Below are 23,295 nucleotides of genomic sequence, written 5' to 3'. Positions count from 1 at the left end.
TGGCCATGGAAAGAACGCCGGAGCAGCCGCCGCCGGAGGTGCGCCGCGCCCCCCCCGCGGCGCGCGGGAAGTGGGTATTCATCGGCTTCGCCGCGGTCGCCATCTTCTTTCTGCTGACCGAGCACCGCGCGCACCTGTTCGGCATCCTGCCCTACCTGCTGCTGGCCGCCTGCCCGCTGATGCACCTCTTCCACCACCACGGCCACGGCGGACACGCAGGCCATGCCGGGCACCGCCAACACCGGCGACGCGACGACGACGGAGGCGAGCCATGAACGACTCCCCGGCCTACGGCCTGTGGTCGCTGGTGGCGATCAACTCGGCGATCTTCATCCTCTTCGCCGCCAGCTTCTTCAAGCCGCAGTCGCGCCAGGACTGGCGCACGCTGGGCCTGTTCTCGGCCTTCGTCGTCGCGCTGTTCACCGAGATGTACGGCTTTCCGCTGACCATCTACCTGCTCTCCGGCTGGCTCGCCGAGCGCGTGCCGGGCGTCGACTTCCTGTCGCACGACGCCGGCCACCTGCTCGAGATCCTCTTCGGCTGGAAGGCGAACCCGCACTTCGGCCCCTTCCACCTGCTGTCGAACGCTCTCATCATCGGCGGCTTCTGGCTGCTGGCGAAGGCCTGGCCGGTGCTCTACGAAGCGCAGCAGCGCGGCGCGCTAGCGCGCACCGGCCCCTACGCGCGCATCCGCCACCCGCAGTACGCAGCCTTCATGCTGGTCATGCTTGGCTTCCTGCTGCAGTGGCCGACGCTGGTCACGCTGGCGATGTTCCCGGTCCTCGTCTTCACCTACGTCCGGCTGGCGCAGCGGGAAGAGCGTCAGGCACTGGCCGAACACGGCGACGCCTACCGCGCCTACATGAACGACGTGCCCGGCTGGTGGCCGCGCTTCCGCTAGGGCGTGTTCTCATTCAATTCGTGGAGCGCGTTGCCCCGAGCCGGTGGTGAGCGCGAGGTGCTCGGCTTGCCCGCACTGGCGTGCGGGCAAGCCGAGCAACGAAGCGGGCGCCACCGGCTCGGGACAACCCTCCGGGACGCTGCCGCCGCGGGCGCATCGCGGCGTTGCCTCGGCTTGCCTGGCATCAGCCAGGCAGCGCCGACGCGCCTTGCGCTGCATCCCGCGACGACAGCATCGCGCCCATGAATTGAATGAGAACACGCCCTAGGACCGACATGCGCCACTGCAAAAAATCGTTCCCGAAACGCATGCCCCTGGCGTGCATCGCGTACAATCCGCACTGCAATGTTCACCCGCCCTTCTGCGCACCATCGATGAAACGCCTTCTTGCCATCCTGCTGATGCTGATGCTGCCGCTGCAGGCACCGCTCGCCGCGGTGCTGACCGCTGCCGGCGGCGAACTGCACCAGCACGCGCATGCGCACGCGGATGCCGATGGCGGCCATGAGCACGCTGCCGCCCCTGGCGAAGCCGGCCCTGCCGGCATCTCCGGCGATCATACGCACGGCCACGATTGCGGTGCCGGCCATTGCAGCGCGCTGCCGACGGCGAGCAGCGAGCCGGCGATGCTGCCGACGGAAGAATCGCTGTCGTCGCTCCCCGTCACCCCTCCGGCAACGCCGCCGGTTTCCCGTCCCGAACGGCCCAAATGGGGCGGCTCCGCCTGACCCGGCGGAGCGCCCTCCAGCCCCACTGATAGCCGCTGGCCCCGACGGCCGCCGGCGCCCCCATGGGCGCCGCGCCGTCGCGCGCACCGCCGGATTTTCCGCATGCCGTTTACGCATTCCAGGAGAATCCGATGCGATCGTTCGCATTCACTTTCTTGACCCTCGCCCTGCTGGCGCCGGCCGCCGACGCACAGACGCTGCGCGACGCCGCCGACGCCGCCTGGGCACGCCAGCCCGCGGCGCGCACGCTCGCCGCGCGCCAGGATGAATTCGCCGCCCGCCGCGATGCCACCGACAGCCTGCTCTCGGGCGCACCGGCGGCGACATTGTCCAACCGCAACAACCGGCTGCAGCGCGACACCGGCCTGTCCGAATGGGAGGCCGGCATCACGCTGCCGCTGTGGCTCCCCGGCTACCAGGCGCGCACGCTGGCGCTGATCGAGCGCGAGCGCGAATCCTTCGTCGCACTGGTCGACGAGGCCCGCTGGCGCCTCGCCGGCGAGGTGCGCGAAGCGTGGTGGCAGTACCGGCTCGCCGCCAACGAGCGCGAGCAGGCCGCCCGCCACGCCGATGCCGCCCGCCAGCTGGTCGCCGATGTGGACCGCCGCATCCGCGCCGGCGACCTGCCGCGCATCGACCTGAACCAGGCGCGCGGCGCCGAGGCTAGCGCCGAGGCCGCACTGGCCGAGGCCGACGTGCGCGCGCACCGCACCGCACGCGCCTTCCTCGCGCTCACCGGGCTCGCCGAACTGCCGGCGCCGGGCGGCATGGACGAAACCAAGCGCAGCGCCGACGCCACCGCGGCGCATCCGCGCCTGGCGCCGCTGGAGCGCGCCGTCGCCGCTGCCCGCGCCCGCCTGCAGATCGCCAGCCGCAACGTGCGCGACCTGCCGGAGCTGGCCTTCGGCCTGCGCCGCGAGCGCCCGCTCGAAGGCGCCGGCTGGGAAAGCTCGGCCAGCGTCGAGCTCCGCATCCCGCTCGCCACCGACGCGCGCAACCGGCCGAAGGTCGCCGCCGCCAACGCCGAGCTGATCGAGGCGGAAAGCCAGCTGCCCTACGCGCAGGCGCAGGTCGACGCTGAACGCGACGCTGCCGGGCGCGAGCTGGCGCGCACCGCCGAAGCCGCCGAGCGCGCCGAGCTGCGGCGCACGCTCGCCGCCGAGACGCAGCGCGAATACGCGCGCGCCTTCGCGCTCGGCAACATCGACCTGCCGCAGCGCCTGCGCATCGAAGCCGACAGCTTCGACGCCGAACTCGCCGCCGCGCGCGCCCGCATCGAGGCGGCGCGCGCCGTCTCCCGCTACAACCAGGCCATTGGAGTCCTGCCATGACGTCAACCCGACGCCTGCTCACCGCATCCGCCTTCCTGATCGCCTTCGCCGCGCCGGCTGCGCACGCCGCCGAAGCCGCCCACCCGTCGTTCGAAGCGAGCAGCGAGCTGTTCGAACTGGTCGGCCGCCTCAAGGACGGCCGCCTGACGCTGACCCTCGACCGCTGGGCTAGCAACGAGCCGGTCGCCGGCGCCCGCATCGAGATCGACAGCAACGGCCGCCAGCTGGTCGCCGCGGCACAGCCCGACGGCACCTACACGGTCGACGCGGCGCCGTTCGCCGCCGCCGCCAACTACCCGCTGGCGATCACCGTCACCGCCGGCAGCGACAGCGACCTGCTCGCCACCGATTTCGTCGTCGCGCCGGCCGCCGCCGCGCCGGCGATCGCGGCCCCCTCCCGCAGCGGCCTCCTCGCCGGCGGCGCGCTGATCGCGCTGGCGGCCGCCGCCTACGCCTTCCTGCGCCGTCGCCGCGCATCCGGAGAACACGCATGAACCCGAATCCGAACCCGCAACCGAACCGCCGCCCGCGCGCTGCCACCGCGGCGCTCGCCCTGCTGCTCGCCGTCCTGCCCGCGGCCGCGCACGAGGGCCACGCGCACAAGGACGAGACGCCGCCGCCGGCGACCCGCGGCGACGGCCCGCAGCGCCTCGCCGACGGCAGCGTCTTCCTGCCCAAGCTGACGCAGCGGCAGCTGGCGCTGCGCACGCAGCTGACCGCGGCCGGCGAGCAGCCGGTGTCGGTCGAGCTGACCGGCAAGGTGGTGCTCGATCCGGGCAGCGGCGGCCGCGTGCAGTCGATGATCGGCGGCCGCGTCGAGGCGCCGGCCGGCGGCATCCCGGCGCTCGGGCAGGCAGTGAGGAAGGGCGAGCTGCTGGCCCGCGTGCACCCGGCGGTATCGCCGCTGGAACTGGGCGGCCAGACCGCACAGGCGGCCGATCTGCGCGCCTCGCTCGGCGTCGCCGAGCGCCGGCTGGCGCGGCTGAAGGAACTGGAGGCGACCGTCGCGCGCAAGGAGCTCGACGCCGCCGAGGCCGACGTGCAGAGCCTGCGCGAACGCCTCGCGGCGATCGGGCAGAGCCTGCGCCACCACGAGGACCTGCGCGCACCGGTGTCCGGCGTCGTCGCCGCCGCCAGCGTCGTCGCCGGCCAGGTGGTCGAGGCGCGCGAGCTGCTGTTCGAGATCGTCGATCCCGCCAACCTGCGCGTCGAGGCGCTCAGCTACGAGCCGCGGCTCGCCGCCGACATCGCCGGCGCCTACGGCAGCGCCGGCCCCGGCCAGGACGTGCTGCTCGCCTTCGTCGGCGCCGGCCGTTCGCTGCGCGAGCAGGCGATCCCGCTGCTGTTCCGCGTCGAGGGCGGCAACGCGACGCTGGCGCTGAACCAGCCGCTGAAGGTGATCGCGCAGACGCGCTCGCAGGTGAAGGGCGTGCCGCTGCCGACGGCGGCGGTGGTGAAGAACGCCGCCAACCAGGAGATCGTCTGGGTGAAGAACGCCGCCGAGCGCTTCAGCCCGCGCCCGGTGCGCACGCAGCCGCTCGACGGCAGCCGCGTCGCCGTCGTCGGCGGTCTGCAGGCGGGCGAGCGCGTCGTCGTGCAGGGCGCGGCGCTGGTCAATCAGGTACGGTGAGGACGCCATGAGCCTGTTCGCGACAATCGTCGACAAGAGCCTGGCGCAGCGCCTGCTGGTGCTGGCGGTGGCCGTCGTGCTCGTCCTCTACGGGGCGCTGGTGGTACAGAAGACGCCGGTCGATGTCTTCCCCGACCTCAACAAGCCGACCGTGACGCTGATGACCGAAGCCGGCGGCATGGCGCCGGAGGAGGTCGAGGCGCTGGTCACCTACCCGGTCGAGACGGCGATGAACGGCATGCCCGGCGTCGCCGCGGTGCGCTCGGTCTCCTCCGCCGGCCTGTCCATCGTCTATGTCCAGTTCGACTGGAACGTCGAGATCTACCGCGCCCGGCAGATGATCGCCGAGCGCCTGACGCTGGTGCAGTCGCAGCTGCCGGCCGGCGTCGTGCCGCACATGGGGCCGGTGGCGTCGATCATGGGCGAGATCCTGATGATCGGCATCCCGATCGAGGTACCGGCCGAGGCGCTGCCGGAAGAAGCGCGCCGTCGCGCGATGGCGGCGCGCGAGTACGCCGACTGGGTGCTGCGCCCGCGCCTGCTCAACATCCCCGGCGTCGCACAGGTGGTGCCGATCGGCGGCGAGGTGCGCCAGTTCCAGGTGCAGCCCGACACCGCGCGCATGGCGGAACTGGGGATCACGCTCGAGCAGGTCGAGGGCGCGCTGCGCGGCTTCGCCGCCAACACCAGCGGCGGCTTCCTCGAACTCAACGCGCGCGAATACCTGATCCGCAACCTCGGCCGCACCAGCCGCATCGAGGATCTCAGGCGACTGCCGCTGACCGCCAGGAACGGGCAGCCGATCCTGCTCGCGCAGATCGCCGCGGTCGGCTTCGCGCCGGCGATCAAGCGCGGCGATGCCGGGCTGAACGGCGAGCCGGCGGTGATCCTGTCGGTGCAGAAGCAGCCGGCCGCCGACACCGTGGCGCTGACGCGGCAGGTGGAAGCGGCGCTCGATGAGCTGAAGGGCGGGCTGCCCGCCGGCCTCGCGGCGCCGCGCATCACCTTCCGCCAGGCCGACTTCATCGAGGCCAGCATCCTCAACCTGGAGGTGAAGCTCGCCGCCGCCTCGGTCTTCGTCGCCGCGGTGCTCTACCTGTTCCTCGGCAACCTGCGCGCGACGCTGATCTCGCTGGCTGCGATCCCGGTGTCGATCCTCACCGCGGCGCTGGTCTTCCGCTACTTCGGCATGTCGATCAACACGATGACGCTGGGCGGGCTGGCGATCGCCATCGGCGAGCTGGTCGACGACGCGGTGGTCGACCTCGAGAACATCATCCGCCGGCTGCGCGAGAACCGGCGCCGGGACGAGCCGGAGCAGGTGCTGCGCGTGATCGTCAAGGCCTCGAACGAGGTGCGCTCGGGGATCGTCGTGTCGACGCTGATCATCGCCCTCGTCTTCGTGCCGCTGTTCGCGCTGCCGGGGCTGGAGGGCCGCTTCTTCGTGCCGCTCGGCGTCGCCTACCTGACCGCGATCCTGGCCAGCCTGGTCGTCTCGCTGACGCTGACGCCGGTGCTCGCCTGGTACCTGCTGCGCCACGGCCACGGCGACACGGCGCACGGCGACACGCGCTTCGTCGCCTGGCTGAAGGGGCATTACCGGCGCTGGCTGGAGGTCGCACTGACGACGCGCACGCGCGTCATCGGCGGCGCCGCGCTTGCCGCGCTGCTGGCGGCGGCGAGCGTCCCCTTCTTCGCCACCACCTTCCTGCCGCCGTTCAACGAGGGCGCCGCCTTCGTCGGCCTGCGCCTCAATCCGGGGATCACGCTGGCCGAATCGGTGCGCATCGGCGCGCTCGCCGAGAAGCTGGTGCGCGAGGTGCCGGAAGTGAGCTACGTCGGCCGCCGCTCCGGCCGCGCCGAGCTCGACGAGCACGCCGAGGGCGTGCACGTCTCGGAGCTCGACATGCGCCTGAAACTCGGCCGCCCGCCGTCCGAGATCTACGCCGACCTGCGCGCGCGGCTGGCGTCGCTGCCGGCAGCGGTGAGCATCGGCCAGCCGATCTCGCACCGCATCGACCACATGCTCTCCGGCGTGCGCGCGCAGATCGCGCTGCGCATCGTCGGCGACGACCTCGACCTCTTGCGCGGCGAGGGCGCCGCGCTGCGCGACCGCCTGGCGGCGATCCCCGGCCTCACCGACCTCGAGCTGGAGAAGCAGGTGCTGGCGCCGCAGATCAAGGTGCATATCGACTATGCGCGCGCCGAACAGAACGGCGTCACCCCGACCACGCTGCTGCGCCAGCTGCAGACGCTGATCGACGGCGAGCAGGTCGGCCAGGTGATCGAGGGCGCGCGCCGCTTCGCGCTGGTGCTGCGCCTGCCGGAGGACGCGCGCAGCCTCGCCGGCCTGGCCAACCTGATGATCGAGACGCCGAACGGCCGCGTGCCGCTGTCGCGCGTGGCCACCATCGAGGAAGGCGACGGCCCGAACCAGATCAGCCGCGACAACGGCCGCCGGCGCATCGTCATCTCGGCGAACGCGCAGGGGCGGCCGCTCTCGGACGTGGTCGCGGACGTGCGCCGCGCGATCGCCGAGACGAAGCTGCCGACCGGCTACTTCATCACGCTCGACGGCCAGTTCCGCGCGCAGGAAGAGGCGGCGCGCCTGATCGGCGTGCTCGCGCTGGTCTCGCTCGGGCTGATCTTCGTCGTCCTCTACAGCCGCTACCGCTCCGGCGTGCTCGCCGCGCTGGTCATCGCCAACGTGCCGCTGGCGCTGATCGGCAGCGTCATCGGACTGTGGCTCTCGGGCCAGCCGCTCTCCATCGCGACGCTGATCGGCTTCATCACGCTCGCCGGCATCGCCACCCGCAACGGCATCCTCAAGCTCTCGCACTATGCCAACCTGGCGCGCTTCGAGGGCGAGGTCTTCGGCCGCAAGCTGGTGATCCGCGGCTCGCTCGAACGGCTCACCCCGGTGCTGATGACGGCGCTGGTCGCCGCCTTCGCGCTGGCGCCGCTGCTCTTCGAGGCCGAGGCACCGGGCACCGAGATCCTGCATCCGGTGGCCGTGGTCATCTTCTCCGGCCTCATCTCCTCGACGCTGCTCGACGCCTTCGTCACGCCGGCGCTGTTCCTCGCCTTCGGCGAGAAGCCGCTCGCCCGCCTGCTCGAACGGCAAAAACACGAAGTCTTCTAATCCCGACCCGAAAGGACAAACCCGATGAAAACCCTCGCCGCCCTCGCCGTCGCCGCGCTCCTCGCCGCGGCCCCGACCTTCGCCCACAACGACCACACCAAACCCCGCCACGGCGGCGCCGTCGCCGACGCCGTCGACTTCCAGGCCGAGCTGGTCGCGCAACCGGACCGGCTGACGCTGTACATCCGCGAGCACGGCAACCCGCTGGCCACCGCCGGCGGCACGGCCAAGCTGACGCTGCTCGCCGCCGGCAAGAAGACCGAGGTCGCGCTGCCGCCGGCCGGCGACAACCGCTTCGAGGCGCAAGGCAGCTTCGCGGCGAAGGGCGCCAAGGCCATCGCCACCGTCCAGCTGCCCGGCAAGCCGGCGAAGACGCTGCGCTACGCGCTCGACTGAGCCGCCGGCAGCACCGGCGCCGCTGCCCCCGGGTGTTAGCGGCGCCGCGCTTCCGCTACCATCGCGGGCATCCCTCGACCCTTAAGGAGCCTCCGATGATCAAGGCCATCGTCACCGGCCATTCGCGCGGCCTCGGCGCCGCCATCGCCGCCAATCTACTGGCGCGCGACATCGCCGTCCTCGGCATCGCGCGCCGCGGCAATACGGCGCTCGCCGCCGCATTTCCCGACCGCCTGGCCGAAGTTGCGCTCGACCTCGCCGACGGCGACGCGCTCGCCGGCTGGCTGGCCGGCGACGCGCTGGCGGGGTTCGCCGCCGGCGCCGAACGGCTGCTGCTGGTCAACAACGCCGGCCTGCTGGCGCCGGTCGGAGCGCTCGCCGCACAGCCGCCGGACGCGATCGCGCGCGCGATCGCCTGCAACGTCGCCGCGCCGCTGATGTTCGCCGCGGCTGCGGCGAAGGCGACGGCGAGCGCCGCCGAGCTGCGCATCCTGCACGTTTCCAGCGGCGCCGGGCGCAACGCGATCCCCGGCTGGAGCGTCTACGGCGCCGGCAAGGCGGCGCTCGACCACCACGCCCGCGTCGTCGCCGCCGACGCTGCGCCCGGCGTGCGCATCTGCAGCCTGGCACCGGGCGTCATCGACACCGACATGCAGGCCGAAATCCGCGCCACGGCGCAGGAGAATTTCCCGCTGCGCAAGAAGTTCGAAGCGCTGAAGGAAAGCGGCAGCCTGGCGACACCGGCGGCCTGCGCCGCCGGCATCGTCGCCCACCTGCTCGGCGAGCGCTTCGGCGAGGTGCCGGTGCTCGACCTGCGCGAGCAGGACTGACGCGCGGCGTCGGCGGAGATCGCTGCCGGAAACAAAAAAAAAGAGGGACGGCGATGCCGTCCCTCCGGGTTGGGGCCGGAATGAAGCGCGGCCCGCCGTGCCGTCGCCGCTTACCGGGAAGCGGCGAGCTGCGACTCCATGACCCCGTTCTTGCCCTCCTCTTCGCTGACCAGGCTCAGCTTGGTGCGCGCGTAGAGGAGCCCCATCTTCACTTCCTGCCAGACGTAGTAGAGCTTGCCGGCGACGGTTTCGATTTCGAGCGTGTCGGTATTCTCCGATTCCGAAGTGATCGTGTGCTTGCCGGGCGCGACCTCGGTGTAGAAATAGGTCTTCGCCGCGGTCTTGCCGAGCGGCTTGCCGTCGACCGAGACATCCATGCGGATGGCCGCGCCGAACGATTCGTTGCGATAAATGTAGATCCCCGCCACGTCCTTCTTCGCGGCGAAGGTCTTCAGTTCCGCATCGCGCTTGGTATCGCCCATCGGCACCGAAGCGCACCCCACGAGGCTGAGGACCAGCAACGAGGCAGCCATGTATTTCCTGAACATCGTCTCTCCCTTTGTCGATTCGTCTGTTTGTCGATGCGCTGTCCATTCGGTCGGAATGACAGCGGCGGGAGCATAGCCGGCCGCCCGGAATATGTCTATTGAATATGCGCTCGCCAAGCCCCTGCCGGCGAATTAGAATCGCGCCACCCATCCACGCAAGGAGTCCCCCGATGAAACGCACTTGCACTGCCCTGGCCTTGACCGCCCTCGCCGGCGCCGCCCACGCCGGCGGCTTCACGCTGGAGAGCCCCGACCTCAAGCCGAACGCGACGATCAAGGAGGCGCAGGTGTTCGACGGCTTCGGCTGCCGCGGCGGCAACGTCTCGCCGGCGCTCTCCTGGAAGAACGCGCCGAAGGGGACGAAGAGCTTCGCGCTGCTGGTGCATGACCCGGACGCGCCGACCGGCGGCAGCGGCTGGTGGCACTGGGTGGTGGTGAACCTGCCGGCGGGCATCAGCGCGCTGCCGGCCGGCGCCGGCCGCGCCGACGGCGCGCAGCTGCCGACCGAGGCGCTGCAGGTGAACACCGATTTCGGCGGCCCCGGCTGGGGCGGCCCCTGCCCGCCGGTCGGCGACAAGCCGCACCGCTACCACTTCACGCTGCACGCGCTGAAGGTCGACCGGCTCGAGCTGCCGCCGGGTGCCACCGCGGCGCTCGCCGGCTACCTGGTCAACGCCAACAGCCTGGGCAAGGCGACGCTGACCGGCACCTACGGGCGCCGCAAGTGATGGGCAAGGCCGCCGCCGACGTCTGCCCCTGCGGTAGCGGCCAGCCCTACGCCGGCTGCTGCGGACGCTGGCACGCCGGCGAGGCGGCGCCGAGCGCCGAGGCATTGATGCGCTCGCGCTACTGCGCCTACGTGCTGGGCTTGCACGACTACCTGCTCGCCACCTGGCACGCGCGCACGCGCCCCGCCACGCTCGACGAGGCCCCGACCCGCTGGCTCGGGCTGGAGGTGAAGCGGCACGCGGCGACCGGCGACGACAGCGCGACCGTCGAGTTCGTCGCCCGCTACCGCGCCGGCGGCCGCGGCCACCGCCTGCACGAAACCAGCCGCTTCCTGCGCGAGGACGGCCGCTGGTACTACGTCGACGGCGACTTCGCCGGCTGACGGACGGCGCCCCCGCGGCGGCGGAAGGCCTCCCCAAGCCGCCCAAGGCGGCGCACAATAGCTGCGTCAGGAGGGGGGCGCATGCGAAAAGACTCCGGGTCACCGGCGCGCTATCAGGCCATCGGCAAGGTACTCGACGAGGAGGCCGAACGCGCCTCGCACCGGCTGCTGGTCGGCGTCTGCCTGATCGCGCTGGTCGGCGTGCCGCTGTCGGTGTCGCGCGCCTTCTTCTTCGGCTGGAATCACGTCTATTGGCTGCACCTCGCCGGCCTCGTCGTCGTACTGTCGCTGTACGCCTTCCGTCGGCGGCTGCCGCTGCGGGTCAGGACCGGCACCATCCTGGTCCTCGCCATGCTGGTCTCGCTCGCCGGCCTGCTCAACTTCGGCCTCTACGGCAACGGCGCGATGTGGGGCGCCTTCGCCGTCTTCATTGCCTCGATGTTCCTCAAGCAGCGCACGGTAATCGCCATCGCCGCCGCCTTCATGCTCCTCTTCGCGCTCGCCGGCTGGGGTTTCGTCAGCGGCACGCTGAGCTTTCCCGCCGACCCGATCCGCTACCTGCGCTCGCCGCTGCCGTGGGGCGTGGCGATGGCCGGGTCGTTCTTCTTCGTCGTGCTGGTGATCATCATCGACAGCAGCCACAAGTCGACCACGCAGCGCCTGATCCTCGAGCTGGAGAAGAAGACCAAGCAGCTGGCGATGATGGCCGACCAGGACCACCTGACCGGGCTCGCCAACCTGCGTGCGCTGAAGACGCACCTCGACGAGATGGTCGCCGCGCACCCGGCGGCGAGCGGCGGCGCCGCGCTGTTCTTCGTCGACCTCGATGGCTTCAAGAAGATCAACGACGCGCACGGCCACGACGCCGGCGACCACGTGCTGAAGACGATCGCCGGCCGGCTGCTCGCCGGCGTCCGCGAAGGCGACCTGGTCGCGCGCATCGGCGGCGACGAATTCGTGGTCGTCCTGCGCGGCTCGCCGGCGGCGCCACTGCCGCCGCTCGCCGGCTTCGCGCAGCGCATCGTCACTGCCGCGGCGCAGCCGATCGCCTACCGGTCGGCAAGCTTGCAGGTCAGCGCCAGCGTCGGCGCAACCCTGCTCAACGACGCCGACGACAGCTATGATGCCGCCGTGAAACGCGCCGACGACGCGATGTACCAGGTGAAGAGCGCCGGCAAGAACGGCTTCCACATCGCCTGAACGCCGCTGCGCGCGAACAACGACGACTTCCCGCTCCCACCGATGCTGACCATTCTCCACCGCGACGACGCACTGGTCGCGATCGACAAGCCGCCGGGGCTGCTCGTGCACCGCACGGCGCTCGACCGCCACGAAACCGAATTCGCCGTGCAGCGGCTGCGCGACCAGATCGGGCAGCCGGTGCATCCGGTGCACCGCCTCGACCGCGGCACCTCCGGCGTGCTCGTCTTCGCGCTCGACCGCGACACGGCGCGCACGCTGTCCGACGCCTTCGCCGCGCAGCAGGTGGCAAAGACCTACCTCGCCGTCGTCCGCGGCTGGCCGGCAGCGGAAGGCGTCATCGACCATCCGCTGCAGCGCCAGCCGGACGACGCCGAATGGGTCGACCCGCGCGCGCAGCTGCTGCCGCAGGCAGCGCTCACCCGCTGGCGGCGGCTGGCCACCGCCGAGCTGCCGATCGCCGGCGACCGGCATCCGACGACGCGCTGCGCGCTGCTCGAACTGACGCCGGAAACCGGCCGCCGCCACCAGATCCGCCGCCACCTGAAGCACGCCGCGCACCCGATCGTCGGCGACGCCACCTACGGCAAGGGCAAGCTCAACCGCGACTTCGCCGCGCTGACCGGCTGCGCGCGACTGCTGCTGCACTGCGCCGAGATGCGCTTCGCGCACCCGCGGAGCGGCGAACCGCTGCGCCTCGTCGCGCCGCTCTCGGGCGCCTTCGCACAACTGACGGCGACGCTCGGCTGGACGGCGGCGGCCGCGCCCTGGCTCGGCGCCTCCCGCGCGGACAATTCCGGTTGAATCGCGGCGAGCCTGCGAGTACCATCATCCTAGGTGCGCTTCTTTTCCAAATCAGTCGATTAGCGCATTTCTTTCACGCATGCGGTGAAGTAGAAAACAAGAATGCTGACCCATCCGTTGCAGGATCTCGAAACCTGGGTGCTGTTCTTCAGCGGCGCCGAGCTGCCCGTGCTGCGCCACACCGTGCGCCAGCTCGACGAGCTGCGCGCCAACATCGACCGCGTCAACGGCCGCGAGATCTCGCGCGTCGTGCTGCAGGACCCGCTGATGACGGTGAAGGTCCTCGCCTACATCCAGCCCTTTGCCGGCAAGACGCTGCGCACCGACATCACCACCATCGGCAGCGCGGTGATGATGATCGGCATCGAGCCCTTCTTCGAGAAGTTCAAGGATCTGGTCACCATCGAGCAGATGCTGAAGAGCGAACCGCCGGCGATGCTCGGCGCGCTGCAGCTGATCCGCCGCGTGCAGCGCGCCGCGCACTACGCGCACGAATGGGCGCTGTGGCGGCAGGACCTGAACGTCGAGGAAGTGACCATCGCCGCGCTGCTGCACGACCTCGCCGAGATCCTGCTGTGGTGCTTCGCGCCGACGCTGGCGATCGAGATGCGCGACCGCCAGGCCGCCAACCACGCGCTGCGCAGCGCCGCCGTGCAGGAAGCGGTGCTCGGCATCCGGCTGATCGACCTGCAGCTCGCGCTGTGCCGGACCTGGCACCTGCCCAAGCTGCTCGCCAACCTGATGGACCCCGAGCACGCCGAAGCGCCGCGCATCCGCAACGTGCTGCTCGCCGTCGACCTCGCCCGCCATTCCGCGCACGGCTGGAACGACGCGGCGATTCCCGACGACTTCGCGGCGATCGGGAAGCTGCTCAACCTCAACCGCGACGCGCTGATCCAGCGGCTGCGGCTCTCCGACGACGAGAAGGCGCAGCTGCCGCCGATGCCGGACATGCCGCCGCCCGAAACGGAAACGCCCGCCGCCTGACCTGCTGCCGCCGGGCGCCGCACGCCCGCGCCCGCCCGGAACGCCCCCGATGCACGCCACCCGCCGCCGCCTGCTCGCCGCCACCGCCGCCGTCGCTGCCACCGCCCTGCTGCCGAAGCCGCTGCGCGCGGCGCCGGCGCTGCTGCCGCCGGCCCGGAACGGCCGCGCCGTGATCGTCGGCGGCGGCTGGGGCGGCCTCGCCGCCGCCCGCCGCCTGCGCGAGCTGGCGCCGCAGCTGGAGGTGGTGCTGGTCGAGCGCAGCGCTGCCTTCTGGTCGCTGCCGCTCTCCAACCGCTGGCTCGCCGACCGGCTCGACGGCGCGCTGCTGCGCCACGACTACGCGGCGGCGGCGCGGGCCTTCGGCTACACGCGGCTGCGCGCCGAGGTCGCCGCGATCGACCGCGAGCGGCGCGAAGTGCGTACCGCCGACGGCACCCTCGCCTACGACTGGCTGATCCTCGCCGTCGGCATCCGCGACGACTACGCGCCGTGGTTCGGCGACGACGCGAAGCCCGCCGCCGAGGCGCGGCAGAAGTACGGCAGCGCCTGGCAGGCCGGCGAGCAGGCAGCGCTCAAGCGGCGCGTCGACGCCTTCGCCGGCGGCGACTTCGTGATTACCGTGCCGCCGCTGCCCTACCGCTGCCCGCCGGCGCCGTTCGAGCGCGCCTGCATGCTGGCCACGCTGTTCCGGCAGAAGCAGCTGAAGGCGCGCGTGATCGTCCTCGACCCCAACCCGATGATGCAGGGTTTCGCCCGCGTCTTCGGCGGCCAGTACCGCGACCGCATCGTCTACGTGCCGCAGGCACGGGTGCAGGCGATCGACCCGTTCGCGAGGACGGTGAGCACCGACTTCGAGACCTTCCGTTTCGACGACGCGCTGCTGATGCCGCCGCAGCAGGCCGGCGACCTCGCCTGGCAGGCCGGGCTGATCGGCCGCGACGTGAACGACGCGAAGAAGGCGAGCGGCTGGGCGGCGTTCGACCCGCTGACGCAGCGCGCGCTCGCCGACCCGCGCGTGTTCGTCGTCGGCGACCTGGTCGACCGCGCCTCGCCGCTGTTCGGCCATTACCCGAAGACCGGCCAGATGGCGGCGCGGCAGGGGCAGATCGCCGCCGCGCAGATCGCCGCCGAGGCGCAGGGCAAGGAGGCGCCGCGGCTGCTGCCGGCGAGCACCTGCTACGTGCTGGCCGGCGCCGAGCCGATGGAGATGATGCGCATCGAGACCCGCTACCGCGTGCGCGGCGACGGGCTGCTGATGCAGACGGTGCAGCAGCACTACGACGCGCAGCCGCGCGACGAGGACGTCGCCTGGGCGCAGGGGATGTTCGCGGAATTGCTGGGGCCGGCGGCCTGACGCCGCGCCGGCGGGCGGCGGAGGACGCTACGCCCGGCCCGCGCCCGGATCGTCGTGGTGCACTTCCTCGACGACGTAGCCGTCGAGGTCGATCGTATCGCCGTGCAGCAGGTCGGCATCGACCGTGCCGTGGGCACTGCCCGGCAGCAGGCGCTCGACCTCGCGCAGCCGCTGCTTGAGGCGGCGGTACTCGCCGCGGCTGCGCTTCAGCATGCGCGCGCGCTTGGCGCGGGCGGTGACCGAGGCGATCAGGAGCTCCATGTCCACCGGCTTGGTCAGGAAGTCGTCGGCGCCGAGGTGCAGCGCCTCGAGCTGGCGGGCCATCTCGGCCTCGCTGGAGAGCAGCATGATCGGCGTGTCGTTGAGCGTGTCGTCCTGGCGCAGCAGCGCGAGCAGCTCGAAGCCGTTGCAGCCGGGCATGTAGAGGTCGCTGATCAGCACGTCGGGATCGAACTCGGCGATCTTCGCCGGCACCTGCAGCGGGTCGCCGACGATGCAGGTGACCATGCCGGCGTCGGCCAGGCCGTCGGCATAGACCTCGCCGAGGAAGGGATCGTCCTCGACCAGCATCACGCGGAACGGCTGGGTCGGCGTCTGCAGCGTGACCCCCTTGAGGATCGCCACCAGGCGCGCGGTATCGACCGGCTGGCGCAGGAAGCGCGTGGCGCCGAGGCGCACCGCCTCGAGGCGGGCCGGAATGTCGTCGACGGTGCCGATGCAGAACAGGTGCGGCGGCGGGTCGAAGCGGCGGCGCAGCGTCGCGAAGACCTCGTGGCATTGCGGATAGAGCAGGCACAGGCCGATGTCGGCGATCACTGCCACCGGCCGCTCGCCGTCGCCGGTCGCCGCGAGCGCTTCGAGCGAATCGACGCGCACCGGCTCGAAACCGGCGTGCGCCAGCGTCTCGCGCAGCATCACCAGCAGCGGGCCGCCGTCGGTGAACAGCGCGATGCGCCGCCCGACCGGGGCGGCCGCCGGCGCCACCGGCGTCACCAGCGGCGGCGCGCTCTCCGCCGGCGGCAGGTCGGCCGGCGCCAGCTCGCGCAGCAGGTTGCCGAGCAGCGCGTTCACCTGCAGGCGCTCCTGCGCGTCCGGGCCGTGCTCGCCGCACTGGTGCAGCAGGCTCGCCAGCGAGCGCGCGATCTCGCCGGCGTCGGCCATGTCCGGCACTTCCTTGCTGGTGATGTTGAAGTCGAACAGCGCGGCGGGAAGAAGTTGCGGCAGCGGCGCGTCGGGGGCGGCGAGGACTTCTGCCGCCAGGCTGCGGATACGGTCGATCTGTCGCTGCAGTTCTTCGTTGGCGTTCTCGTGCACGACGGTTTCCTGTGGGCCGGAAGGTGGTGCAAATATAGACCAAATACGAGCGGGATTAGTGCCGGCAGATCAAAAAACGGCGCCGTTCCGCGGCGGAACGGCGCCTTTCGTCGGCTCGCCCGCATGCCCGCGGGCGGCCGCTCAGTCCGTCAGCCCGAGCGCCTTCGCGACGCCGGCGCCGTAGGCCGGATCGGCCTGCGCGCAGTGGGCGACGTGGCGGCGCTGGATGTCCACCGGCGCACCGCCGAGCGAGCGCGCGGTGTTGTCGAACAGCACCTGCTGCTCGGCCTTCGTCATCAGCCGGAACAGCGCGCCCGGCTGCGAGTAGTAATCGTCGTCGGCGCGGTGATTCCAGTGCTCGGCGGCACCCTCGACCGACAGCGGCGGCTCGCGGTAGTCCGGCTGTTCCTGCCACTGGCCGTCGCTGTTCGGCTCGTAGCCGATGCGCCCGCCGTGGTTGCCGTCGACGCGCATCGCGCCGTCGCGGTGGTAGCTGTGGAACGGGCAGCGCGGCGCGTTCACCGGGATCTGGTGATGGTTCACGCCGAGCCGGTAGCGCTGCGCGTCGCCGTACGAAAAGAGCCGCGCCTGCAGCATCCTGTCCGGCGAGAAGGAGATGCCGGGCACCACCGCCGCCGGGTTGAACGCCGACTGCTCGACCTCGGCGAAGAAGTTCTCCGGGTTGCGGTTCAGTTCCATGACGCCGACCTCGATCAGCGGGTAGTCCTTGTGCGGCCAGACCTTGGTCAGGTCGAAGGGGTTGTACGGCACCTGCGACGCCTCCTTCTCCGGCATCACCTGCACGTACAGCGTCCACTTCGGGTAGTCGCCCTGCTCGATGCTCTCGTAGAGGTCGCGCTGGTGCGACTCGCGGTCGCGGCCGATGATCGCCTCGGCCTCGGCGTCGGTCAGGTTCCGGATGCCCTGCTGCGACTTGAAGTGAAACTTCACCCAAGAGCGCTCGTTCCGCGCGTTGATGAAGCTGAAGGTGTGCGAGCCGAAGCCGTGCATGTGGCGGTAGCTGGCCGGGATGCCGCGCTCGCTCATGACGATGGTGATCTGGTGCAGCGCTTCCGGCAGCGAGGTCCAGAAGTCCCAGTTGTTCTTCGCGCTGCGCATGTTCGTGCGCGGGTCGCGCTTCACCGCGTGGTTGAGGTCGGGGAACTTCAGCGGATCGCGCAGGAAGAACACCGGCGTGTTGTTGCCGACCAGGTCCCAGTTGCCCTCCTCGGTGTAGAACTTGACGGCGAAGCCGCGGATGTCGCGCTCGGCGTCGGCGGCGCCGCGCTCGCCGGCGACCGTCGTGAAGCGCGCGAACAGTTCGGTCTTCTTGCCGATTTGGCTGAAGAGCTTCGCCCGCGTGTATCGGGTGATGTCGTGCGTCACCGTGAACGTGCCGTAGGCGCCGGAGCCCTTGGCGTGCATGCGCCGCTCCGGGATCACCTCGCGGTCGAAGTGGGCGAGCTTCTCGAGCAGCCACACGTCCTGCAGCAGCACCGGCCCGCGCGGGCCGGCGGTCATCGTGTTCTGGTTGTCGGGTACCGGCGCGCCGGCGGCAGTGGTGAGTTTCTTCGCGTCCATCGTGGTTCCTCCTGCTGAAAAAGTCAGTGGGTTTCGGCGGCGAGCGCCAGGAGGTCGATCCAGAACGCTTTCAGCATCAGCACATCGGCAACCATGGCAAGCTCGCTTTCTGTCCGGCATCGATGCCGGGGTGTGAGCACAGTCTAGGCAGGCGCTGTTCATTGCCAAAGGAAATTGTTTCAATACGGATAATAGCCAACGGCTATTGTTCGCAAGCACTTGCCGATCGCGACGGAGGCATCGGACCGGACACGCTGCGGAGGCGTCCGCCGGCTTCGCGCCATACGGCAACGGCGCTCCGCCCTTGACCGATGCGGCAAAAACAAGAATAATTCTCATCCGCAATCGCCAGCCAGCTCACCTGCCAGCCAGCCAAGGTGCGTCACGCACCGCCATTCGCGCCGCCTCGCCGAGGCAGCCCGCGAAACCCCTTCCGGATGGCCGGCTTCCCCTGCCTTGCCCGACCCTTCGCGCGACGAAGGCGGACGCCCCATCCCCAGCGCCGGGACGGGCCGCATTGCCGCCCCCCGGCATCGACGATGCAACTGATACCGGGATTCCCATGCGCCAGAAAAGCAAGCCATTCAAGTTCGCCGCGACCTCGCTCGCCGCGCTGTTATCGACGGCGGCCGCCGCCCAGCAGGCCGAGCGCCTGCTGTCGCCCGTCCAGGTCCAGGCCGCCCCCGAACTGGAGGTTTACCAGGCCGTCACCGCCAGCAGCGCGACCAAGATCCAGGCGCCGCTGAGGGACGTGCCGCAGACCGTGAACGTCGTCACCGACCGCCTGATCGAGGACCAGGCGGCGCATTCGCTGCAGGACACGCTGCGCAACGTTCCCGGCGTCTCCTTCCACATCGGCGACGGCCAGCGCGACCAGTTCTACATCCGCGGCTTCGAGGCGCTCGGCGACCTGTTCATCGACGGCCTGCGCGACGACGCGATGTACTACCGCGACCTCGCCAACATCGAGCGCGTCGAGGTGGTGAAGGGGCCGGCGGCGGTGCTCTACGGCCGCGGCTCGTCGGGCGGCATCATCAACCGCATCAGCAAGAAGCCGTCGGCGACGCCGGTGCGCGAAGCCGAGCTGACGGTCGGCTCGTTCGGCCAGAAGCGGCTGGCGCTCGACGTCGGCGACCGCCTCGGCGACGCCGCCCAGTTCCGCGTCGTCGGCGCCGTCGAGGACGCCGACAGCTTCCGCGACCAGGGCTTCCTGAAGCGCAACCTGATCGCCCCGTCGCTGGCGCTCGCGCTGTCGCCGGACACCAGGCTGCTCTTCCAGGTCGAGCAGCTGAACGACCGCCGCGTCACCGACATGGGCATCCCGGCCTACCGCGGCAAGCCGGCGAACGTCTCGCGCAAGACCTACTACGGCACCAACAACGCCGACCGCGACGACTATTCCGACGCCGACGTCACCTCCGGCCGCATCAAGCTCGACCATCGCATCAGCGACAGCCTGTCGCTGAGCAACCATTTCGGCACCTACCGCTACCGCCTCGACCGCCAGAACACCTTCGGCCAGACGGTGAACAACAACACCGGCGTCGTCTCGCTGTTCCACGGCGCGGTCGACCGCGACGACCAGGGCTGGTTCAACCAGCTCGAACTGACACAGCGCCTCGCCACCGGCAGCGTCGGCCACCAGCTGCTGTACGGTGTCGAGATCGGCAAGCAGGACAAGGACCTGCAGTCGTACAACTGGAGCGTGAAGCCGACGACCTCGGTGCTCAACCCGGTGCAGCCGTCGCTGTCGGCGTTCGGCAGCAAGGTGCTGGCGACCGACAACCGCACCTCGCTCGACGTGCACAGCGTCTATGTGCAGGACCTGATCACCTTCACGCCGCAGTGGAAGGCGCTGCTCGGCATCCGCCACGACACCTTCCGGCAGTCGGTGAATGAACGCCTGTCCACCGCCACCGACCGCGAGCGCACCGACCGCGAATGGAGCCCGCGTGCCGGCGTCGTCTTCCAGCCCAACGGCTGGCAGTCGTACTACCTGTCGTACAGCCGCTCGTTCCAGCCCTCGGGCGAGGTGCTCGCGTTCACCAGCGCGCAGTCGCAGATGGCGCCGGAGGAAACGAGCAACGTCGAGGCCGGCGTCAAGCTCGACCTGTTCGGCGGCAAGGCCTCGGCCACCGCGGCGGTGTTCGAGCTGGAGCGGACCGACATCAAGACCACCGACCCGGTGACCAAGGCGATCATCCCGGTCGGCGAGCAGCGCACGCGCGGCGTCGAACTGACGCTGGCCGGCGAAGTGGCGCCGGGCTGGCAGCTGTCGGCCGGCTACGCCTACCTCGACGCCGTCATCACCAAGTCGATCGGCCTCTCCAACGGCATCGCCATCGACGGCAAGCGCGCGGCGCTGACGCCGATGCACAGCGCCAACCTGTGGCTGATGAAGGACCTCGGCCACGGCTTCAGGCTCGGCGGCGGCCTCAACTACGCCGACGACCGCTACGCCGCGCCGGACAACCTGGTGACGCTCGACGGCTACGTGACCGCCGACGCCGCGCTGATCTACCAGGCGAAGGCCTACGACCTCGCGTTGAACGTCAAGAACATCGCCGACAAGCACTACTTCGTCTCCGGCCACGGCGCCAGCAACAACCTCAACATGCCCGGCGCGCCGCGCTCGGTCGAGCTGACCGCGCGCTTCCGCTTCTGACGGCGGCCGAGGCTCCGGCATCGCGACCCTGCGGGTGGCGCCGCGCGCGCCAACCCCGGCAAATGGCTGCGCCGCCTGCACGCCTGGTGCGGGCTGGCGCTGGCCGGGCTGTTCGTGCTCTTCGCGCTGACCGGCTTCCTGCTCAACCACCGGGCGGTGCTGAAGATCCCGGCGCTCGAGCGGCAGGAAGTGCGGCAGGTGCTGGCGCTGCCGGAACCCGCCGCCAGCCCGGAACGGCTCGCCGGGCAGCTGGCCGGGATGCTCGCGCTGCCGCCGGCGGCGTCACGCTCGCCGCCGCGCTCGCCTGGCTGGCCGGCTGAGTCGCCGGAATCCGCCGTTGCCGGCCGGGCCGGCGCCGATCATCGCCGACGCCGACCCGCTTCCGCCGCGTGCCGCTCAGCGCACGCCGGCAACGCGGCGCTGCGGGCCGCGGGCCGCGCGCCGGCTCACGCCGGCACCGCCGCCGGTTGGATCCGCGCCTCGCGGATCGGCAGGTTCGCCAGCGCGGCCAGCGACGCCAGCGCGATGTCGGCGTACCACATCCAGGTGTAGTCGCCGCTCCAGACGATGCTCAGCCCGCCCAGCCAGGCGCCGAGGAAGCCGCCGACCTGGTGCGAGAGCAGCGTCAGGCCGAACAGCGTGCCCAGGTAGCGCACGCCGAACAGCTTGCCGACCAGCGCCGCCGTCGGCGGCACCGTCGCCAGCCAGGTGAAGCCGAGGCCCGCGGCGAACAGGTAGAAGGTCCATTCGCTCTTCGGCAGCAGCAGGTAGAGCGCGACCAGCGCGGCGCGCGAGCCGTACATCGCGGCCAGCACGTGCTTGCTGCGGTACAGGTTGATGCAGGCGCCGGCATAGAGGCTGCCGAAGATGTTGGCCAGCCCGATGATCGCCAGCGACCAGCTCGCCACCTCGGGCGACAGTCCGCATAGCTGGACCTCGCCCGGCAGGTGGGTGACGAGGAAGGCGATGTGGAAGCCGCAGGTGAAGAAGCCGGCGTGCAGCAGCAGGTAGCTGCGGTCGGCGAGGGCGTTGCGGACGGTGCGCAAGAGGCCGGCTTCGCCGGCGGTCGACGGTGCCGGCGGGCGGCCGCCGCCGGCGACCTTGCCGACCAGCGGCAGCGCCAGCAGCGTCATCGCCGCCATCGACCACATCGCCCCCATCCAGCCGAAGGCCTGGATCAGCTTCTGCAGCACCGGCGCGAACACGAACTGCCCGAACGAGCCGCCGGCGTTGATGACGCCGGCGGCGGTGCCGCGCGCGTCGGCCGGCAGCCGCTGCGCGGCGGCGCCGATCAGCACCGAGAAGCTGCCGGCGCCCGAGCCCATCGCCGACAGCAGGCCGAGCGACACGATCAGGCCGAAGGTCGAATCCATGAACGGCGTCAGCGCGCTGCCGAGCGCCAGCAGCAGCACGCCGCCGATCAGCACGGCGCGCGCGCCGTAGCGGTCGGCGACCGCCCCGGCGACCGGCTGGATCGCCCCCCAGGTGAATTGCGCGACGGCCAGCGCCAGGCTGATCGAGGCGATGCCGAGGCCGGTCGTGGTGTTGAGCGGGCTGACGAAGAGGCCGAGCGACTGGCGCGCGCCCATCGTGATCGCAAGGATGCCGGCGGCGGCGAGCGTGACGAAGAGGACGTCGGGGCGGCGGAGAATCTGGAGCATGCGGATCACCTGTCCGTTGGGTGGCGACGCGGTGCGCGCCGAAAGGGAATGGCGCGAGGATAGTTTCCGGATCAGCGACGAAAAAGCCGATAATCCGATTCATTGCGTCAACGGATCATTGACAAATGCACGCACCCCCTCGTCTCCGGGGCGGCGCTTCGCTGCCCCCGCAACGCCTGCGGAGGAACGCATGAACTGGCTGCCGGCATGGCACAGCTTCGTCTGCGTCGTCGACAGCGGCAGCATGGCCGGCGCCGCCCGCCGGCTGGGCTGCACGCGCGCGCAGGTGAGCAAGCAGATCGCCGAACTCGAGCGCGCGTTCGGCGCCCGGCTGTTCGAGCGCTCGACCCGCCGGCTGGTGCTGACGGCGGCCGGCGACGTCTTCCACCAGCATGCGCGGCATGCGCTGGAAGCGGTCAGGGGCACCGAGATCGCGCTGCGCAACCTGGGCGAGGCGCCGCGCGGCACGCTGCGCGTCAGCGCGACGGTGAGCTTCGGCCGGCACTGGATCGCGCCGCTGCTGCCCGAGATCGCCGCCGCCCACCCCGAACTCGAGTGCGAACTGATCCTCACCGACGACATCGTCGACCTGGTCGCCGACAACATCGACCTCGCGCTGCGCATGACCCGGCAGCCGCCGGAGGACGCGGTCGCGCGCCGGGTCGTCGGCCTCCGCCGCGTCATCTGCGCCGCACCGCATTACCTCGCCCGCCACGGCGTCCCGGAGACGCCGCACGACCTGGTGCGGCACCAGTGCCTGAGCTACGTGCTGCGCGACGACAAGGTCTGGTCGCTGCTCGACGCGCGCGGCAACGAGGCGCGCGTTGCGGTGAGCAGCCGCATCCACTTCAACAACATCGAGTGCATCCTCGACGCCGCGCTCGCCGGCCACGGCGTCGCGATCCTGCCGACCTTCATGTGCCACCGCGAGCTCGCCGACGGAAGGCTGCGCGCCGTGCTCGACGGCTACGAACCCAACGTCATCTTCGGCCGCGACCTCTACGCGTGCTACACGCCGAGCCGGGTGCGCGTACCGAAGGTCAAGGTCTTCCTCGACGCGCTGGCGCGGCATTTCCAGCCGCTGCCGCCGTGGGAGCGCGACGCGGGCTGAG

22 protein-coding genes are annotated in these 23,295 nt (G+C 71.1%); 18 read left to right on the top strand and 4 right to left on the bottom strand.

Translation table 11 applies throughout. The annotated features are described in order from the left end of the window. Positions 1-5: 5 nt before the first annotated feature. The 9 genes from IWH25_RS09900 to IWH25_RS09860 all read left to right on the top strand — a co-directional run bounded on the left by IWH25_RS09900 (position 6) and on the right by IWH25_RS09860 (position 8,958). The gene (locus tag IWH25_RS09900) at positions 6-275 is read left to right on the top strand and encodes a DUF2933 domain-containing protein (RefSeq protein WP_203385651.1); all 270 of its coding nucleotides are present in this window, start codon (positions 6-8) and stop codon (positions 273-275) included. Then, positions 272-901 carry a methyltransferase family protein gene (locus tag IWH25_RS09895; RefSeq protein WP_203385650.1) on the top strand — a complete coding sequence of 210 codons (630 nt, stop codon included), beginning with the start codon at positions 272-274 and terminating at the stop codon, positions 899-901. Before IWH25_RS09900 ends, IWH25_RS09895 begins: the two co-directional genes overlap by 4 nt. Positions 902-1,176: 275 nt before the next feature. Continuing rightward, positions 1,177-1,629 carry a hypothetical protein gene (locus IWH25_RS09890; RefSeq protein ID WP_203385649.1) on the top strand — a complete coding sequence of 151 codons (453 nt, stop codon included), beginning with the start codon at positions 1,177-1,179 and terminating at the stop codon, positions 1,627-1,629. Between the two features lie 155 nt (positions 1,630-1,784). Next, complete coding sequence (locus tag IWH25_RS09885; RefSeq protein WP_203385648.1) at positions 1,785-2,960, top strand: TolC family protein; 1,176 nt, start codon at positions 1,785-1,787, stop codon at positions 2,958-2,960. Further along, a complete protein-coding gene (locus tag IWH25_RS09880) occupies positions 2,957-3,454 on the top strand; it encodes a hypothetical protein (RefSeq protein WP_203385647.1) in 498 nt (165 codons plus the stop codon). Before IWH25_RS09885 ends, IWH25_RS09880 begins: the two co-directional genes overlap by 4 nt. Next, positions 3,451-4,590, top strand: coding sequence for an efflux RND transporter periplasmic adaptor subunit (locus tag IWH25_RS09875; RefSeq protein ID WP_203385646.1), 1,140 nt, complete (start codon positions 3,451-3,453; stop codon positions 4,588-4,590). The genes IWH25_RS09880 and IWH25_RS09875 overlap by 4 nt, the downstream gene beginning before the upstream one ends. 13 nt (positions 4,591-4,603) lie before the next feature. Beyond that, positions 4,604-7,732 carry an efflux RND transporter permease subunit gene (locus tag IWH25_RS09870; RefSeq protein ID WP_203389208.1) on the top strand — a complete coding sequence of 1,043 codons (3,129 nt, stop codon included), beginning with the start codon at positions 4,604-4,606 and terminating at the stop codon, positions 7,730-7,732. A gap of 24 nt (positions 7,733-7,756) precedes the next feature. After that, the gene (locus IWH25_RS09865) at positions 7,757-8,128 is read left to right on the top strand and encodes a hypothetical protein (RefSeq protein ID WP_203385645.1); all 372 of its coding nucleotides are present in this window, start codon (positions 7,757-7,759) and stop codon (positions 8,126-8,128) included. A gap of 95 nt (positions 8,129-8,223) precedes the next feature. Beyond that, positions 8,224-8,958: an SDR family oxidoreductase gene (locus IWH25_RS09860; RefSeq protein ID WP_203385644.1), complete on the top strand. Its 735-nt coding sequence runs from the start codon at positions 8,224-8,226 to the stop codon at positions 8,956-8,958. Positions 8,959-9,068: 110 nt separating this feature from the next. Here the strand turns inward: IWH25_RS09860 and IWH25_RS09855 are convergent, their stop codons facing one another. Continuing rightward, positions 9,069-9,491: a DUF2846 domain-containing protein gene (locus IWH25_RS09855; RefSeq protein WP_203385643.1), complete on the bottom strand. Its 423-nt coding sequence runs from the start codon at positions 9,489-9,491 to the stop codon at positions 9,069-9,071. A 185-nt stretch (positions 9,492-9,676) separates the two neighbouring features. On the opposite strand from IWH25_RS09855, the gene IWH25_RS09850 reads away from it, so the two are divergent. The 6 genes from IWH25_RS09850 to IWH25_RS09825 all read left to right on the top strand — a co-directional run bounded on the left by IWH25_RS09850 (position 9,677) and on the right by IWH25_RS09825 (position 14,962). After that, the gene (locus IWH25_RS09850) at positions 9,677-10,234 is read left to right on the top strand and encodes a YbhB/YbcL family Raf kinase inhibitor-like protein (RefSeq protein ID WP_203385642.1); all 558 of its coding nucleotides are present in this window, start codon (positions 9,677-9,679) and stop codon (positions 10,232-10,234) included. Continuing rightward, entirely contained in the window at positions 10,234-10,617 is a 384-nt protein-coding gene (locus IWH25_RS09845; protein ID WP_203385641.1) for a YchJ family protein, read from the top strand. Before IWH25_RS09850 ends, IWH25_RS09845 begins: the two co-directional genes overlap by 1 nt. A gap of 81 nt (positions 10,618-10,698) precedes the next feature. Further along, positions 10,699-11,817 carry a sensor domain-containing diguanylate cyclase gene (locus IWH25_RS09840; RefSeq protein ID WP_203385640.1) on the top strand — a complete coding sequence of 373 codons (1,119 nt, stop codon included), beginning with the start codon at positions 10,699-10,701 and terminating at the stop codon, positions 11,815-11,817. 42 nt (positions 11,818-11,859) lie between these two features. Then, on the top strand, positions 11,860-12,621 hold the full coding sequence (locus IWH25_RS09835; protein WP_203385639.1) for a pseudouridine synthase: 762 nt from the start codon (positions 11,860-11,862) through the stop codon (positions 12,619-12,621). A gap of 102 nt (positions 12,622-12,723) precedes the next feature. After that, positions 12,724-13,608, top strand: coding sequence for an HDOD domain-containing protein (locus IWH25_RS09830; RefSeq protein WP_203385638.1), 885 nt, complete (start codon positions 12,724-12,726; stop codon positions 13,606-13,608). Positions 13,609-13,657: 49 nt separating this feature from the next. Beyond that, positions 13,658-14,962 carry an NAD(P)/FAD-dependent oxidoreductase gene (locus tag IWH25_RS09825; RefSeq protein ID WP_203385637.1) on the top strand — a complete coding sequence of 435 codons (1,305 nt, stop codon included), beginning with the start codon at positions 13,658-13,660 and terminating at the stop codon, positions 14,960-14,962. 27 nt (positions 14,963-14,989) lie between these two features. Here IWH25_RS09825 and IWH25_RS09820 read toward each other — a convergent pair whose 3' ends face one another. Next, positions 14,990-16,276, bottom strand: a complete 1,287-nt coding sequence (locus IWH25_RS09820) for a response regulator (protein ID WP_203385636.1) — start codon at positions 16,274-16,276, stop codon at positions 14,990-14,992. A 141-nt stretch (positions 16,277-16,417) separates the two neighbouring features. After that, complete coding sequence (locus IWH25_RS09815; protein WP_203385635.1) at positions 16,418-17,857, bottom strand: catalase; 1,440 nt, start codon at positions 17,855-17,857, stop codon at positions 16,418-16,420. Between the two features lie 562 nt (positions 17,858-18,419). Here IWH25_RS09815 and IWH25_RS09810 point away from each other — a divergent pair. Then, a complete protein-coding gene (locus IWH25_RS09810) occupies positions 18,420-20,522 on the top strand; it encodes a TonB-dependent receptor (RefSeq protein ID WP_203385634.1) in 2,103 nt (700 codons plus the stop codon). A gap of 114 nt (positions 20,523-20,636) precedes the next feature. Further along, positions 20,637-21,074 carry a hypothetical protein gene (locus IWH25_RS09805; protein ID WP_203385633.1) on the top strand — a complete coding sequence of 146 codons (438 nt, stop codon included), beginning with the start codon at positions 20,637-20,639 and terminating at the stop codon, positions 21,072-21,074. Here the strand turns inward: IWH25_RS09805 and IWH25_RS09800 are convergent. Then, entirely contained in the window at positions 20,969-22,183 is a 1,215-nt protein-coding gene (locus tag IWH25_RS09800) for an MFS transporter (RefSeq protein ID WP_203385632.1), read from the bottom strand. The two genes, IWH25_RS09805 and IWH25_RS09800, sit on opposite strands and share 106 nt — an antisense overlap. Positions 22,184-22,373: 190 nt before the next feature. Between IWH25_RS09800 and IWH25_RS09795 the strand changes: the two genes are divergently transcribed. Beyond that, positions 22,374-23,294: a LysR family transcriptional regulator gene (locus IWH25_RS09795; protein ID WP_203385631.1), complete on the top strand. Its 921-nt coding sequence runs from the start codon at positions 22,374-22,376 to the stop codon at positions 23,292-23,294. Position 23,295 lies beyond the last annotated feature (1 nt).

The organism is Azospira restricta (assembly GCF_016858125.1).
Classification (GTDB): Bacteria; Pseudomonadota; Gammaproteobacteria; order Burkholderiales; family Rhodocyclaceae; genus Proximibacter; species Proximibacter restrictus.
This window is presented reverse-complemented; position numbering and strand designations above follow the sequence as displayed.

Excerpts from the sequence above, each read along its gene's own strand:
- IWH25_RS09900 (WP_203385651.1), top strand. The coding sequence starts at position 6 with ATGGAAAGAACGCCGGAGCAGCCGCCGCCGGAGGTGCGCCGCGCCCCC.
- IWH25_RS09895 (WP_203385650.1), top strand. The coding sequence starts at position 272 with ATGAACGACTCCCCGGCCTACGGCCTGTGGTCGCTGGTGGCGATCAAC.
- IWH25_RS09890 (WP_203385649.1), top strand. The coding sequence starts at position 1,177 with ATGCGCCACTGCAAAAAATCGTTCCCGAAACGCATGCCCCTGGCGTGC.
- IWH25_RS09880 (WP_203385647.1), top strand. The coding sequence starts at position 2,957 with ATGACGTCAACCCGACGCCTGCTCACCGCATCCGCCTTCCTGATCGCC.
- IWH25_RS09875 (WP_203385646.1), top strand. The coding sequence starts at position 3,451 with ATGAACCCGAATCCGAACCCGCAACCGAACCGCCGCCCGCGCGCTGCC.
- IWH25_RS09865 (WP_203385645.1), top strand. The coding sequence starts at position 7,757 with ATGAAAACCCTCGCCGCCCTCGCCGTCGCCGCGCTCCTCGCCGCGGCC.
- IWH25_RS09860 (WP_203385644.1), top strand. The coding sequence starts at position 8,224 with ATGATCAAGGCCATCGTCACCGGCCATTCGCGCGGCCTCGGCGCCGCC.
- IWH25_RS09855 (WP_203385643.1), bottom strand. The coding sequence starts at position 9,491 with ATGGCTGCCTCGTTGCTGGTCCTCAGCCTCGTGGGGTGCGCTTCGGTG.
- IWH25_RS09850 (WP_203385642.1), top strand. The coding sequence starts at position 9,677 with ATGAAACGCACTTGCACTGCCCTGGCCTTGACCGCCCTCGCCGGCGCC.
- IWH25_RS09845 (WP_203385641.1), top strand. The coding sequence starts at position 10,234 with ATGGGCAAGGCCGCCGCCGACGTCTGCCCCTGCGGTAGCGGCCAGCCC.
- IWH25_RS09840 (WP_203385640.1), top strand. The coding sequence starts at position 10,699 with ATGCGAAAAGACTCCGGGTCACCGGCGCGCTATCAGGCCATCGGCAAG.
- IWH25_RS09835 (WP_203385639.1), top strand. The coding sequence starts at position 11,860 with ATGCTGACCATTCTCCACCGCGACGACGCACTGGTCGCGATCGACAAG.
- IWH25_RS09830 (WP_203385638.1), top strand. The coding sequence starts at position 12,724 with ATGCTGACCCATCCGTTGCAGGATCTCGAAACCTGGGTGCTGTTCTTC.
- IWH25_RS09825 (WP_203385637.1), top strand. The coding sequence starts at position 13,658 with ATGCACGCCACCCGCCGCCGCCTGCTCGCCGCCACCGCCGCCGTCGCT.
- IWH25_RS09815 (WP_203385635.1), bottom strand. The coding sequence starts at position 17,857 with ATGGACGCGAAGAAACTCACCACTGCCGCCGGCGCGCCGGTACCCGAC.
- IWH25_RS09810 (WP_203385634.1), top strand. The coding sequence starts at position 18,420 with ATGCGCCAGAAAAGCAAGCCATTCAAGTTCGCCGCGACCTCGCTCGCC.
- IWH25_RS09800 (WP_203385632.1), bottom strand. The coding sequence starts at position 22,183 with ATGCTCCAGATTCTCCGCCGCCCCGACGTCCTCTTCGTCACGCTCGCC.
- IWH25_RS09795 (WP_203385631.1), top strand. The coding sequence starts at position 22,374 with ATGAACTGGCTGCCGGCATGGCACAGCTTCGTCTGCGTCGTCGACAGC.